Source organism: Albibacterium bauzanense (genome assembly GCF_004339765.1).
Classification (GTDB): Bacteria; Bacteroidota; Bacteroidia; order Sphingobacteriales; family Sphingobacteriaceae; genus Albibacterium; species Albibacterium bauzanense.
Map to the genome: position 1 here is coordinate 1,136,090 of NZ_SMGO01000002.1, position 14,859 is coordinate 1,150,948.

Annotated in this window: 13 protein-coding genes and 1 pseudogene; 2 read left to right on the forward strand and 12 right to left on the reverse strand. The window is 44.1% G+C overall.

The features are described 5' to 3' along the window. Positions 1-22: 22 nt before the first annotated feature. Positions 23-352: an ArsR/SmtB family transcription factor gene (locus C8N28_RS10990; protein ID WP_132224755.1), complete on the reverse strand. Its 330-nt coding sequence runs from the start codon at positions 350-352 to the stop codon at positions 23-25. A gap of 263 nt (positions 353-615) precedes the next feature. Between C8N28_RS10990 and C8N28_RS10995 the strand changes: the two genes are divergently transcribed. Both C8N28_RS10995 and C8N28_RS13975 read left to right on the forward strand, forming a co-directional pair. Next, entirely contained in the window at positions 616-2,151 is a 1,536-nt protein-coding gene (locus C8N28_RS10995) for a SulP family inorganic anion transporter (RefSeq protein WP_132225002.1), read from the forward strand. Between the two features lie 316 nt (positions 2,152-2,467). Continuing rightward, positions 2,468-2,952, forward strand: a pseudogene (locus C8N28_RS13975) (Na+/H+ antiporter NhaA). A gap of 89 nt (positions 2,953-3,041) precedes the next feature. On the opposite strand, the gene C8N28_RS11015 reads toward C8N28_RS13975, so the two are convergent. From C8N28_RS11015 to C8N28_RS11065, 11 genes are all read right to left on the reverse strand, one after another. Further along, a complete protein-coding gene (locus tag C8N28_RS11015; RefSeq protein WP_132224761.1) occupies positions 3,042-3,425 on the reverse strand; it encodes a YidH family protein in 384 nt (127 codons plus the stop codon). Between the two features lie 74 nt (positions 3,426-3,499). After that, the gene (locus tag C8N28_RS11020; RefSeq protein ID WP_132224763.1) at positions 3,500-4,138 is read right to left on the reverse strand and encodes a TlpA family protein disulfide reductase; all 639 of its coding nucleotides are present in this window, start codon (positions 4,136-4,138) and stop codon (positions 3,500-3,502) included. Positions 4,139-4,143: 5 nt separating this feature from the next. Then, positions 4,144-5,244 carry an efflux RND transporter periplasmic adaptor subunit gene (locus tag C8N28_RS11025; RefSeq protein ID WP_132224765.1) on the reverse strand — a complete coding sequence of 367 codons (1,101 nt, stop codon included), beginning with the start codon at positions 5,242-5,244 and terminating at the stop codon, positions 4,144-4,146. A 6-nt stretch (positions 5,245-5,250) separates the two neighbouring features. Then, positions 5,251-8,436 (reverse strand): efflux RND transporter permease subunit, encoded by a 3,186-nt coding sequence (locus C8N28_RS11030; RefSeq protein ID WP_132224767.1) that lies wholly within the window; start codon positions 8,434-8,436, stop codon positions 5,251-5,253. A 5-nt stretch (positions 8,437-8,441) separates the two neighbouring features. Continuing rightward, a complete protein-coding gene (locus tag C8N28_RS11035) occupies positions 8,442-9,818 on the reverse strand; it encodes a TolC family protein (RefSeq protein WP_132224769.1) in 1,377 nt (458 codons plus the stop codon). An 84-nt stretch (positions 9,819-9,902) separates the two neighbouring features. Next, complete coding sequence (locus C8N28_RS11040) at positions 9,903-10,343, reverse strand: hypothetical protein (RefSeq protein WP_132224771.1); 441 nt, start codon at positions 10,341-10,343, stop codon at positions 9,903-9,905. Positions 10,344-10,367: 24 nt separating this feature from the next. Then, positions 10,368-11,795 (reverse strand): bifunctional metallophosphatase/5'-nucleotidase, encoded by a 1,428-nt coding sequence (locus C8N28_RS11045; protein ID WP_132224773.1) that lies wholly within the window; start codon positions 11,793-11,795, stop codon positions 10,368-10,370. A 10-nt stretch (positions 11,796-11,805) separates the two neighbouring features. Further along, positions 11,806-12,267, reverse strand: a complete 462-nt coding sequence (locus C8N28_RS11050; protein WP_132224775.1) for a DsrE family protein — start codon at positions 12,265-12,267, stop codon at positions 11,806-11,808. An 87-nt stretch (positions 12,268-12,354) separates the two neighbouring features. Then, positions 12,355-13,692 (reverse strand): MBL fold metallo-hydrolase, encoded by a 1,338-nt coding sequence (locus C8N28_RS11055; RefSeq protein WP_132224777.1) that lies wholly within the window; start codon positions 13,690-13,692, stop codon positions 12,355-12,357. 15 nt (positions 13,693-13,707) lie between these two features. Then, positions 13,708-13,920, reverse strand: a complete 213-nt coding sequence (locus C8N28_RS11060) for a YgaP family membrane protein (protein WP_132224779.1) — start codon at positions 13,918-13,920, stop codon at positions 13,708-13,710. 462 nt (positions 13,921-14,382) lie between these two features. Further along, positions 14,383-14,850, reverse strand: coding sequence for a rhodanese-like domain-containing protein (locus tag C8N28_RS11065; protein WP_221410220.1), 468 nt, complete (start codon positions 14,848-14,850; stop codon positions 14,383-14,385). Positions 14,851-14,859: the final 9 nt, after the last annotated feature.

A 14,859-nucleotide genomic window follows, 5' to 3' on the forward strand; every position in this document is an offset into this window, starting at 1 on the left:
GATTGATATAACTAAAAAAAGGTTAGCAGCAGCTAAGCTCTCCTTTGTAAGAGCCTAGAAAAGCACCAAGCTGATCTTCCAGTAATTTCCAGGTCTTAGGGTTGATACAATAGCAGACACTTACGCCTTCGATCGTTCCCTGAATGATCCCGGCAGTTTTCAGTTCCTTAAGGTGCTGAGATATCGTTGCTTGCGCCAAGCCCAATTCTCCTACCAGATCCCCGCAAATACAGGTATTGGAAATGATGATTCTTTGCAGGATGGCGATACGGGCAGGATGTGCAATGGCTTTCAGCAAGGTGGAAAGCTGGTTCTGCTCGTCGGTGAATATTTCTGATTTTGTAAGTCCCATAATTTTATATCGCAATATTACGATATCGTATTCAAATTTCCAAATATTCCAATCGTAAAATGGGGATTATGTTTTCAAATTGGTTTTAGTGCTTTTTTGCTGGTCATTTTTTTATCTTTGCCGCAATCGAAATGAGAAAAAAAGCTAAAGTTTCATTTAACCCTGTGACATACCACTGATTTAGATCAGTATGTTATTCTCTTTGCCGCTAAATTCTTAGTGGTTTAATGTCCTATATTTTTAATTTTTTCATTACATTTTTTATGTTTTCACGTATAAATCTATTTGACTTTTCTCAAAAGGTCGACTATAAAACTGAAGTTTTGGCTGGCTTAACTGTGGCTATGACCATGATTCCTGAATCGTTATCCTTCGCAATTTTAGCAGGATTCTCCCCTTTAACCGGTCTTTACGCTGCTTTCTTGATGGGATTAATCACCGCTATCCTTGGCGGTCGTCCGGGCATGGTGTCCGGCGGGGCGGGTGCAACAGTAGTTGTGCTGATTGCGCTCATGCAATCACATGGAGTAGAATATGTCTTTGCCGCTGTTGTACTTGCAGGTGTCATACAGTTGCTAGTAGGAATATTTCGCCTAGGTAAGTTTATACGGCTCGTACCACAACCAGTGATGTATGGATTTGTCAACGGCTTGGCAGTTATCATCTTTATGGCTCAGATTGAGCAGTTTAAAGTCGTTACAGCCAGCGGCACGACCTGGCTCTCAGGATCAGCACTATGGATCATGCTTGGACTTGTAATGCTCACCATCGCAATTGTAGTGGTCTTTCCTAAATTGACCAAAGCCGTTCCAGCTTCATTGGTCGCCATTATTGTTGTCTTTTTAATTGTGTTAGGCTTTGGCATTGACACCAAAACTGTAAAAGATATTGCTTCTATCGGCGGTGGTTTCCCGCCATTTCACATTCCTGAAGTGCCATTTAACTTTGATATGCTAAAGATTATCTTCCCATACGCACTGGTAATGGCAGGAGTAGGTTTAATTGAAAGCCTGCTTACCCTCAATGTGGTTGATGAAATAACAGGAACTAAAGGCCGTGGAAACAAAGAGGCGGTAGCACAGGGTACAGCGAATGTTGTGAATGGTTTCTTTACCGGAATGGGGGGCTGTGCCATGATCGCCCAATCTTTCGTCAATCTGGCCGCAGGCTCCAGAGCAAGGCTTTCCGGTATTGTCGCTGCTATAACCATACTTTTGATCATCCTTTTTGGCGCTCCTGTTATAGAGCTGGTACCGATGGCAGCTTTAACAGGTGTAATGATCATGGTCGCAATCGGTACATTTGAGTGGATCAGTTTGCGAATTGTCAACAAAATGCCCCGTCATGATATTGCTGTAGGTATTCTAGTTGCAGTAGTTACCGTCTGGTTACATAATTTGGCCCTGGCGGTTCTTATTGGGGTAATCATTTCAGCATTAGTTTTTGCCTGGGAAAGTGCAAAAAGAATACGTGCAAGAAAATATAATGATGAGAGTGGGATCAAACACTACGAGATATTTGGACCGTTGTTTTTCGGTTCGGTTACTGCTTTCAATGAAAAGTTTGATGTAAACCATGATCCTGAGGAAGTTATTGTAGATTTCAAAGAAAGCAGAGTCGCTGACATGAGTGCAATTGAAGCATTAAACAAACTCACTGAGAGGTATCAGAAAGCAGGTAAAAAATTGCATCTGCGTCACCTGAGCGAAGATTGCCGCACCTTGCTTCATAACGCAGGGTCTGTCATTGATGTAAACATCATGGAAGATCCGAAGTACATAGTGGCAACTGACAAATAAAAAAAATCCAAACGAAGCGTGAGCGTTATATTCGCCATTATTGCCGAAAAAACCATTACATATGTAGCGTATAAATCTTAATATATTCAACAGTTCTTTAAGTCCAGCTCCGCTTCTGGCATCTTGATTTTTGGTTCTGTTATACTTTTACTTATTATCGCAATACAACTCTCGCTTCTTCATTTCAAGGATTGCTGGATACGCATCTTGGTTTCGAGTCAGACAAACTACACCTCCGTTATCCAATTCAACTATAGATTAATGATGGTTTATTGACTATCTTTTTTCTTATGGTAGGGCTGGAAAAAAAAGGGAAATGGCTGAGGGAAAATTATCAACGCCAAAGAAGGCACTGTTTCTCATTCTTTGTGCAATCGGTGACGCGGTCATTCTAGCAATAATCTACGCATTGCTAAACAAAGACTAACTTACCGCTGGAGGATGGGGGATTCCCATGGCGGCTGATATCGCCTTTGCACTTGCAATTATCGGAATGCTCAGCAAACGTGTACCTACCTCTTTAAAGATATTTTTGGCAGCACTCGCTATCGTGGATGATCTAGTAGCGATCCGGGTATTGCCATATTCTACCTTGGAGAACTACAGACTACATATCCGTTATACTCAGGAATTATAACCGCAATCCTTTTCATCTTAAATAGTTTGAAAGTGAAAAGCCTGGCAGCATACCTCATACTCGGCATTGCACTCTGGTACTTTGTTCACAATTCTGGCATTCATGCCACTATCGCAGGCGTGTTGTCAGCCTTGTTTATTCCTACCACCCCAGATGATAAATAATCGCCCATAGAAAAGCTGGAGCACTTCCTCGCTACATCAGTAAATTATCTTATTGTTCCGAAACAGCATTCAAAATCAAGAAAAAATTACTATGTCTTCATCAGGTAAGCCATCAAGGTAACAGAGACTAAAACAATTAGTCCGGTGATAATCTTTGCAAAGAGAGTGGAATGGTAATATTCACCAATATCAATTTGCTTCTTAGTTTGAATATATCTCAAGTAAGACAACCCAATTGTAATTCCCCCCAAGGCAACCAACATAATCCCAATAATATGCGAATAACCTGTCCGAGGCACAGATAATGAAGTTCCTAAAGCGGACCCGACCTGTCTTACAAAAAGTGAAAATTTCACGACTACGAAACCAAAGCCCATTATGCCTATGCTAGTTCGTATCCATGCCAGAAATGTTCTTTCATTGGCCAAATGATCACCAGCATTTCCTCGAAACGGTTTATCAGGAGCATCCATATTATTAAATTGATCATGTCGGCTTTATCCGACATGATCATTAAACAAGTCTAACGGTTGAAAGTTTAAAACAGCTATTTGCTGAGCTTGTCTATAAAAGCAGAAACTTCAGGGTTTTCATAATCTGCACCACCCAAATGATGGAATGCAATAGCTCCAGATTTGTCTAAAATGACTGTAGTAGGCATAGAGCCGGAAAAATATTCCCGCGGAATCTCACTAGCTGGTACATACACGGGCAAATCGAATTTTCGCTTCTTCATAAATGCAGTTGAAGCATCAATTTTACTATCCACATCTACCAAAAGAAAAACTACTTTCTCATTATTCTTATACTTAGCCCGCAATTTATTAATCGAGGGCATCTCTGCAATACATGGAGGACACCAAGTAGCCCAAAAATTCATGAAGACTACTTTGCCTTTAAGTTCTGAAAGGCTGATGGTCTTACCCTTAACATCTCTAAAGGAGACCTCCGGGATTTGGGCCGCCACAGCAGCATTTGAATCTTTGGTGGCCACTTTCTCCGGAATATCAGGTTGAAAGAGCCCTATTTTCATTAACCCCTGAATTACAGCACCCTTTAGATCAGGGCTAAAAAACATCGCAAGTAAAAATAACATCAGCACAGCTGTACTGATGTTTGAAAACGTGAACCACCTTTTTTTTACCTCTCTGGTATTCTGATTGTTATTCTCTGTTGATATTGTCATGACTTTTATTTAATTACAATTTTCATTCCTTCTGTTAACTCTTCACTGGCAGATTTTACAATCTCGTCTTCCTGGGACAGCTCACCAAAAACCTCCTGCAGTTCACCATTCCGGATACCCAAGGTAACCGGTACCCTGAAAACCCTGTTCTGATCGATTTTTACTACAAAAATACCCGATTGTGCATTGACCACACTGCTTGTGGGCAACCATAATGTGCGCACTGGTCTTTGCAAGGACAGTTTTACCTGCGCGTAATCACCACCGGATAAATCACCCCTGGAATTGCTGACATCAAATTCTGCAGTAATAGACCTTGATTGCTGATCAAGCACTCCACTTTTTCTGGAAAGTACCGATGGATAGACTTTCCCCGGATGACCAGCGACAGTAAAAGAAACTTTTGTATTTTTACTAAGGGATGGGCCATGTTTTTCAGGAATGGCGACCGTTAGCCTGAGGTCTTTCGTCTGTGATAAGGAGAATAAGGATGTTTGAGTTCCCTCACCGACCAAGGCCCCAACTGAAACATTTCTGTCAGTTATAATGCCATCAAAGGGCGCAGTGATTTTCAAATACTGCTGGAGTTGTGCGGAAGCACCTGTTTTTGCTTTTACCGAAGCGTATGCAGCACTATCGCTTCTAAACTTGCTGCTAGCCCTATCAAGTTCAATTTCTGCAACAGCGCCAGATCTGGCAGCAGCTCTTTTAAGCCTTTCATAGGATTGGCGACTGTATTGATAGTCCTGATAAAATTTATTTTCATCTGCCTTTGCGGAAAGATATTGCTGGGTGATTTCCGGGGCTTCCAGCAAAGCAAGCAGTTGTCCACGATGGACATTTGACCCCCTATCCACAAAAAGCTGCTTGACGAAGCCTTTGACTTTGGGATAAAGTACAACCTGCTCGAAAGCCTTTAATTCTCCAGGCAGTTCCAGTAAATAGACGGCCTGATCTTCTACAGGTCTGACGATTTGTACAGACTGCAGTTGTTTTTTTTGGGAATCTTTGGCTACCGGCTTCTCATTTCCACAGGCATTTATAAGAAGAATGAAGGGGATGAAGTATAACACCTTCATGTATTTGTTGAAATTTATATGTCTCATAACTCTTTAGTGGTTCGTTTGGATTAAATTATCAGGATTAGCATTTTCAGGATCATCTGGATCAAGTGTCGGATTGATCCTGGTTTTGTTTTTCATAATTAGCGCATATAGGTGTGGCAAAATGAGCAGCACGGTTAGCGTAGATAATAGTAATCCACCGATTACCGCCTGACCAAGTGGAGCAACCTGTTCTCCGCCATCGCCCATCCCTAAAGACATGGGCACCATACCCGCAATCATCGCAAGTGTTGTCATAATGATCGGCCTTAACCTTGAAGAGGCAGCTAAAAGCGCAGATTGTCTTGCTCCCAGGCCATGCTTTAATCGGTTGACCTCGGCTTGGTTCACCATCAAAACCGCATTAGAGACAGAAACTCCTACAGACATAATGATCCCCATATAACTCTGAAGATTCAGTGTACTGCCGCTGAAAATCAACATGATCAGACTTCCACCTATAACTGCCGGAACAACAGACAATATCAAACCTGAAACTGCGAAAGATTGATAATAGGCAGTCAACATTAAAAATATGACAACTATAGCCATCAGGAGTCCTGTTTGCAGACCTGAAAGTGTGTCATCCAATAACTGCATCAGGCCCTCTGTAGATACAATGGTGCCGCGGGGCGGTTCTCCGGCATCTGCAATTGCCTTTTTTACCGCTTTCGAGGCCGTTCCAAGGTCTGAGTTATAGGTGTTGGCCAGTACACTCACGTACCGGTTTGGCCCCTGTCTGTTAACCTGTGCAGCCAGCTTTACCATGGTTAAGGTGGCTACATCCTCCAGTACAGGTCTTGAGGCTCCTGCTTTTAATGGCAACGACCTCAGCTTATCTAGAGAATACATGTCTGCCTCTGGAATCTGGACCTGTACCTGAAAGACCAGTCCGGATTTTGGATCAATCCAAAGATTTTTATTCGTAAACCTGGTAGATGAGGTGGCTATAGTTAGCGTTCGTGCAACATCTTCCATCGTCAGTCCAAATTGTGCTGCGAGTTCCCTGTCCACGTTAATTTGGAGGCTTGGTGAATTGACCGGTTCTGCGATGCGAATATCCCGGAGCGAGGGAATCGTCCTCATTCCTTTCTCGATTTTTTTCGCATATTTTTCTGCCGCTTTCAACTGTCCGGCTGCTACCTTAATCTGAATAGGAGTCATGGCACCCTGGCTCATAATCTTTTCAACCAGCTCAATGGGCTCAAAATCTATCTTTACTTCAGGAATGCGTGCTAAAATTTCCTTTCGGATCGATTCCTTAAGTTCAGCAATAGAACCCGTAAACACATCCTGATCAATAGAAATCTGCAATACCGATTCATGTGTGCCACTGGTAAACAAAAAGATAGGATTGATCGCCGTTGCCGAGGGCTGTAACCCTACAAAAGCAGAGGTGATCTTTATGGCATTTGCCGGTAGCTTTCCTTTAACGATTTCCGTTACCTTTTTCAAGTAAGCTTCGGATTTTTCAAGCCTACTTCCTTCTGGCGCCACAATTCGCAGTTGTATATCTCCGCTATTGCTGGTTGGAAGTATATCTGTTCCTATGAAGCTCCCGCCTACACCAATAAGCACTACTACAATGAGCACATAGATCAGGATTATCCTGCCCATTCTGTTTTGTCCATATCTGGTCAGGATTAGGTAGCGACGCTTGAACTTTTCAAACCTGGTCAATTTCTTAGGCTGATTGTTAGGTTTGTGATGGATCAGCAATTCTGGTTTCATTAGCCAGTTTGCCAGTATCGGCACGAAGGTCTGTGAGGCAATGAATGAGGCAAACATCGCAAAAGCTACTGCCAACGAAAGCGGCATAAACATATCCTTGGGTATGCCACTCATCATAAAAGAGGGAATCAATACGGCCAGAATACAAAACAAGATCAGGATCTTTGGAATAGAGATTTCCAATAAGGCATCCAGGATTGCGCGCTGTTTGGGCTTTTTCATTTCAAAATGCTGATGGATGTTCTCAATGGTAACAGTAGCCTCATCGACAAGAATTCCGATGGCCAGGGCAAGACCGCTAAGGGTCATTACGTTGATCGTTTGACCAAACAGATACAGCATGATTACAGCGGAAAGAATAGCAATTGGGATGGTTAGCACCACAATTAAAGAACCCCTGGCATCCCCCAGAAAGAGAAAAACCATGATCCCCGTCAGCACCGCACCAAGTATGCCTTCGTGGACCAGGTTTTCCAAAGATCTTTCAATGTAGCCAGACTGGTCAAATACATATTTGATGTCTACATCTTCAGGCATTGCGGCCTTGAGTTTCGGGATCGCAGCCTTTAGATTTTCAACCACCTTTAGCGTGGACGCGTCCGCCTTCTTGATCACGGGAAGGTAAACAGAGCGCTTGCCATTGATGATCGCATAGCCTGTGGTAGCATCTGCAGCATCTTCCACGGAGGCAATATCCCGAATAAATATCGTATTTCCTTCGGTCAGCTTGACCGGAATGTTTAGGAATTCCTCAGGATCTTTGGCAACCGAGTTTAACGGACTCATCAGATTTTGGTCGCCTATTCTAATGTTGCCAGCAGGCGAGGGAAAGTTATTTTTGGCGATTGCCATCGTAACTTCTTGCGCAGAAAGTCCATAGGACTGCATCAAAGAAGGATTCACTTTTACCACCATGGTGCGGATATTACCGCCAAATGGTGCCGGAGCGGTTACTCCCGGAATAGTGACGAACATGGGCCGGATCTTGGTGAGCGCCAGGGTCTGTAGTTCCGTGATCGAGCGCTTTGGACTTTCAAATACGAGCTGACCTATCGGCAACGAACTCCCATCAAAACGTACCACCTGTGGAGGTACTGCACCTGGCGGCAAAAACCCCATTGCTCTGGACACTTGTGTGGAGACTTCTGCGGATGCCTGGGCCATATCGGTACCGGGATAAAAGGTAAGCTTCATCAGCGTGAAGCCCTGAACGCTTTTAAAATCGATGTCCTTTACACCACTGACGAAAATAAGTACTTTTTGAAATTCATTGGCCATAAAACCGTCCATATAGGCTGGGGTAAGCCCTCCATAAGGCATAGCTATATAAATCACCGGTAGTTCCACCTTGGGAAATATATCGACGTTGATGCTGCGAATGGCGGTAAAGGAAAAGTAAGCGATAGCAATGACCGCTACCATTATGCTGAGTGGCTTTTTTAAAGCAAACCTGATCATATTCATAGCGCTTATTTAAAATAGTTAAGTAATAAAGAAAAATCTCCGCTTAGTTCTGCCTGCGAAATAACAAGGTTCCAATAGTTTTGGACAGCTTTAAGGTTCTCACGTTCCGCTTCTTGGAGCAGCGCCTGTATCTGAAGCAACTCGGTCAGATTGATCAGACCACCTTCATACCGTGCAAGATAAAGTTCATAGGCATCTGAGGCTTTAGTAAAAGCTGTTTGGGTCTGGATCAGCAACTTTCGCTGTTGGGTTATCCTGGAAGCAACAGCAGATAGGGCGGTATTCATCTGGAGCCGTTGAAGGTCCAGCTTTGCCTGTACGCCCTGAACAGTTTTCTGGGCCCTCCGCCGTTCCAGCGAACTGGTATAAGCGTTACCGATATTCCAGGTAATCCCAACGCCAACCAGGTAGTTGCCCGCCATATTCTGATAGCCCGAATTGATCCCACGATCAACAAAACCATTCTGCCCAATACCACTTCCCCTGGATGAGAGTCCACCTAAAACCGATAGGGACGGCAATGCTTTTCGCGCAGTAACCTGTAGTTGTGCTCCTTCATAAGAAAGTTGCTTATCAATGACCTGTAGGTAGGGATGTGTAGAATTTATGGTGTCTAAACTAAGATCAGAAAGACCCGGATTCATCAAAGAAAGATCCGGAAAGGACAAGTTTTCCAATGGAACCACTTCTTTAAAACTAGCTTTGCCTGCCTGGTATCTTCCAAGGCTTTCGTAACGGGCGGCTAAAGCTTTAGCATATGCAGATGCAACGATCGATGTGTCGGCACCGGGTTTTAATCCTGCGGATGATAGGCTTTTTGCGAGCTCAAGTACCTGATGGAGACGGTCGACGTTTTTTTCCGACAATTGGAGGCTCGATTTACTATAGGTTGTCTCTAAGTACAACCTGCTAATCTTAATTTGTAAAGACAATCTGGATGCGTCGTAACTACTTTTGGCACCTTGAACCTGATATTCTGCGGATTCAATTGCCTTTCTTTGTTTTCCGAATTCAAAGAATTTCCAATCCATAAGTACCGATCCAAAAGCATTTCCGGTAGCTTGTGCAGCAGTTTCCGATCCAATGCTGTTGCCTGTTACGTTAAATACTCCGGGTACCGGGAAGAATGCACCACCGCTGCCCTGGTAGGTTCCATAGGACTGTTGCGCCTGGAATTGTATCTGGGGAATTGATCTGCTTTGAACCTCTTTTTTTCGGAACTGAAATTCCTCTACGATAGTCCTGCGTTCACTAAGTCCGGGATAGCTTCGGTCTGCCTCTGTAAACGCTTCGCCAAGGGTCAATATATTTGTCTGCTGAGCTTTCGCGGCACTTGCAAATGCCATAATGATCAAACAGACCGTTTGAAGGGTATACTTCATTCTCTCAAAAATTTGATAGTAAAAAATTGCAATAGTATCTAAGTACCTTCTAAAAAAGGTACGGTCGGTATTTTACAATTAATTCTATATCAAGAAAATGCTGTTCTGGATGAACAGTGGAAGCTGACGCCAGTTTAATACAGCACGAGGAACCGAAAGGTGGATCCGGTCTTTGTACACCAACTGCAGTGAAATCAGAAAGGCAGGCAGCAGGATAAAATAGAGGGCGAGATTTGACGATGCGGAATTATGAGCATCCATCCCGGAAACAGTGCTACCTACGATATCCTGAATTTTACTACATACCTGGTTCCATGCAACTCTTTCAGATTGTAAGGAAAGATTCGATTTACCGGATTTTGTAGCATTAGTGGATGTAGTCTGCTGGCTTGAAAACAAATATTGTAAACCTTTCTTAACCCCACAGGATGAAATTGCAACCAATAAAATCAATACGATGACACCCGCCAGCTTGTAAATGCTGAGCTTATTCCTGCCTGACTGATATTGGTTTACGATATTCATTTATTCAAAGATAGGGTTTTAATTTTAAACGAGCTGATAAGAGCTTCCTTTCAGCGGCTCATAGGGATTATGCTTTTGTAAAAATACTGTGATCGCTTCCACCACATCGACACCAAGGTCTGCCCGGTTACGTCCCAGATTTTCCGGCACGCCCTGGCTGGTGATAAAGGCCGCTTTATAGGTCTTGTCCTTTTCAACTGGTTCTTCTCCAATAAATAGCTGTTGTATACGATGCCCCTTGGGATTCTCGATCCTTAAATAAACACTGATCCCGATAGCCCGTTTCACATAACCGCCCATCTGGAGCATGGGGTCTGCCGAAAATGTCCTTTCCAGGTTTTCTTCCAGCATTTTGATGATCTCCGATCCGGTCAGTTCCACTACAGACACCGGCGGGTTCATTGGCACCATATTATAGAGGTCCCATTTGGTCAGTTTACCCGGTGAAATCGGACTGCCATACCTCCAGCCATTTGAAAACGCCAGACTGGTTTTGGCGGCATCACAGACCGATCGAAGTAACAGGTCATCCATAGAGGAACCGAGTGTATCATACCTGTCTAAAAGACAGGTTGTTTCACCGACAAATTCCTCCTTTAGCTGCTGATAAGGTCTCATGATCTCCTCGATCATCGCTTTGGTCTGCAAATCTTCTGCTACGGCATCGGTAACCGGAACCAGCTGATAGCTGTAGTCGCTGATCTTTCCTTTATCAATGAAAAGATCAAGTTTTCCAAGAAACGCACCATGGCATCCGCACTGGATGATGATAGATTCTCCGACGGGCGTTGGTTCAAATAACCTGTTGTGGGTGTGGGCGCTCAGGCACACATCGATACCAGGAATTTCGCTGAGCATTTTGATATCCTGAGGATAGCCATTATGCGACAACAAAAACACCAGATCAGCACCCTCTTTCTTCACGGCCTGAATCGCACCAGGAAGTTCTTTCATCCCATCGGTTACAGTAATCCCATCACTGAATTCTTTGGGCATGGTCTTGTCAATAATGTTTGAACAAATCCCGATCACCCCAATCTTTAGTCCACCTGTTTCAATGATTATATATGGATCGAGCAGTAGGCCAGCATCCTTTTTATAAACGTTGATGCCCAGAACCGGATAGCCCATCCCGGCCTGAAGTTTCAGCAATTGTTCAGCTCCATAGGCAAAGTCCCAATGCCCCACCATCGCACTGAATCCAAATGCTTTGAGCAGCGGCATTATGGCCTCACCCTTGCTCTGGATCAATGGGAGTGTACCATGAAAAGTATCCCCACCGTCAAAGACGAGCGTATGCGGATTTTCGGCTTTCATCTGTTTAACCAGCGTCATGATCCTGGCGTATCCGCCTGCAGTTCTGATCAGTTTCTCTTCCCCCTCAAAAAAAAGTTCCGGATGTGGCTCGAGGTATCCGTGTACATCGTTCAAATAACCTATTGATAGTTTCATAGGTTGCTGATTAAGGATGAACAATTACCCAGCCCTGTGCAGACCTAATAATAATCTCCCCATTTCCACTGGGCACATAACTGATAAAATCAAACAGGTCTTTCTTATCGATCTTTCGCTCCCTGAGCGTATTTTCACACTGGGCGAGAATTACACCCTTCTGGGAAAGGTCTTTTAGGGGCTCCTGGTAATTGCCTGTTTTGTAATAAGCTGCCACCCCTTCACCGAATACGATGAGTTCAATTTCCAGCTTGCCTTTCAGGCGCGGATCATTCAGGGCATTGTTGATGTTCCTGATGATCCCAGTAATCTTTTTTTCTTCGCCGCTATTGAGCACATACAATGCCTTATAATGCTTTTTAGTTGCTTTTGCACCCTGAAAGCTGTCCAAGGGGGCAGCTGTTTGTGCGAAAAGGGGATTTGACACCCATAACAGGGCAATGCTGAATAAAAGGGCTTTAAAATATTTCATTTTTGCGTTGGACTTATTCTAATGTATTGATAAACCATAAAAAGACCGTTTTGTTGGAACGGTCAAAATTTCATCGCTTTTTGATGATCAACTGAATTGTTTGATCGCCTCACCAATATCAAATACCGGCACTTTACCTTTCTTTTCAGCCTCGATCATCGAACTGGCTGCCGCACTCCGGTATCCACCTGCGCAATGTACAGCGATGGGCTTACCGTTCGGGATCTCATCAATCCGGTCTCTTAGCTCACCAAGCGGAATGGGAATGCTGTCCTTGAATATCTTGTGTTCCTTGACCTCGGATTCATTTCTGACATCGACAATGGTGTATTTCCCGGTATCATTTCGGAAGTCCTGGAGATCCAGCGCTTCCATTTTGAGCTCGCCACCTCCGGCAAAATATGCGCCCTTGATCTGTCCCTCGTAACCGATGGAAGCAGTACGGGCAATCAATGCCTTTAGTGTCGCCTCATCCTTAGCCTTCAGGTAAAAGGGTTCTTCCGGGCTGATGATACTCCCCAGCCAGGTCTCAAACTTGGTACCTTCCATGATATTGACCGAATGCTGCTGGTGAGCGGCTTTGAACTCCGTGTCCTTCCTGCTGTCAATGATCCAGATATTCTCCTGCTCTTCGGGATTGCCTTCGCTTATCGCTACCTGAGCTACCGAAGGCTGGAAATCAGCCGCACCTTTTTTGTTCAACGCTACATCATAAGGAAAATAGGCTGGTATAAATGGCTGGTTGGAAGTCAGCTCTTTGACAAATTCCTGTTCGGTCATCTCTTTCAATGACCAGTTGGTCTTCTTTTCTTCACCCATAGTGCTGCTGTTGGCCTCGCTAAGCGCCTTGCCGCAAAGCGTTCCTGCCCCATGCGCTGGATAGAGCACCACATCATCGGACAGTTTCATCAGCTGATCCCGCAACGAATGGTACATCTGGGATGCCAGGTGCATCCGCTCAGCATTTACATCGCCACCGCTTTCACGCAGGTCAGGCCTGCCGCAGTCCCCGATAAACAGGGTATCTCCAGAAAACAGCGCCTTGTCAATGCCCTCATGTTCCAGCACGATGCAGATACTATCTGGCGAATGGCCCGGGGTATTCAGTGCCCTTAGCCTGATCTTTCCTATCTCCAGTACATCGCCCTCATCAAACGACAGGAACGGGTAATCTGGCCGGGTCAGCTTGCTCGCATAGATGGGCGAACTGGCCTGTTTGTGGATCTCAAGGTGCGAGCTCACAAAATCCGCATGCGGGTGGGTTTCTATTATGCCGATGATCTCCGCATTATTTTCAATGGCATAATCATAATAAGGCTTAGGATCACGCGCCGGATCAATCAGGATCATCTTACTTTCGCATTCACTTAAAATTGCGTAACTATAATGGGATAAAAATTTGTCTTCAAACTGCTTTATCTTCATAATCTCTGAAATATTTTATTTTTTATTTTTTACTCCACAGGTATTGATCCCTAATAACACATAGAGCGGACAAAAGCTCATAAAACTTGTCAGGATAAAAATCCCGGAAATCACCAGTAGGATAATGGCCGTTGTGCCGGAAATAACGTGTGTAAAATAAAGTACGATGATTGCCAGGGCAATCACTATTCTTATTGACCGGTCGAGGATGCCCATGTTGTTTTTCATATTGCTTAAATTTTTGACTACAAACAAATTTACTACATCAAGGATTGATCGTTGGTGACTTTGGTCACACAGCCATTTACCAGCTAAAAAGACCTGCGGTAATTCGGATCATATTTTATAGGTGATAAGAAATGAAGCAGTAATGTCCTGGCGTACCTAAAATTGAAAGTAAAAAGCAATATTACCGGAGATACTGTCAAGCCGATTATACTCCACTGCTGGCTGCTGTCAAATACCATAAAGGCTATGACCCAGCTGTAACGAGTTCAGCGATGATCAGCACATAGCTAACATACATTGCCGCCCAGAAAAAGCCTGGCTCGATCTCGTATTTTAGGTTGCAATTGGAACAATGGCTGTGCATCCTTGAATACTTATAGCTGAACATAGAAGTTTCATAGATGTCTCCCCGACGACACCTGGGGCATTTGTGATTGATTACGGCCAGTAACTTGCTCATATTTATTTTGTCGATGACTTAAGCGGATACCCCTTGCTCACCCAGTCGGTCCTTAAGTTGGTCGGCAAATTCAAAAGCATTGCTTTTGAAAATTTTTGCGCTTTCAATAAGGTAAATGCCGGCCGGATATTGGGACAGCGATCAAATGGGCAGCAGCCGCAATACACAACGATCAGTTCACTTTTAGGCAGGGTTTTAACGACCTGGCTAAACTTGGCAAGGTTTTCTTTTTCACTTGCCGCTCCCATGTTGATTGCTCCGGGGATATCGTCCACTACTCCAATATTATAGATACGAACTTTCTTACCTTTTTTAATCATTGAGGCGAGCTGGGCAGGTTGCATCAACTGGGCACTCGTCCAGGGGTTGAATTGTAAAGTTGGGGCAGGACTTACCTGCGCCCAGCTGCTCAGTCCGGTGGATATCAAGAGGGCGAAGGCGGCAAATGTTCTAGTTAGGATCTTTCTCATGGGTCTTTA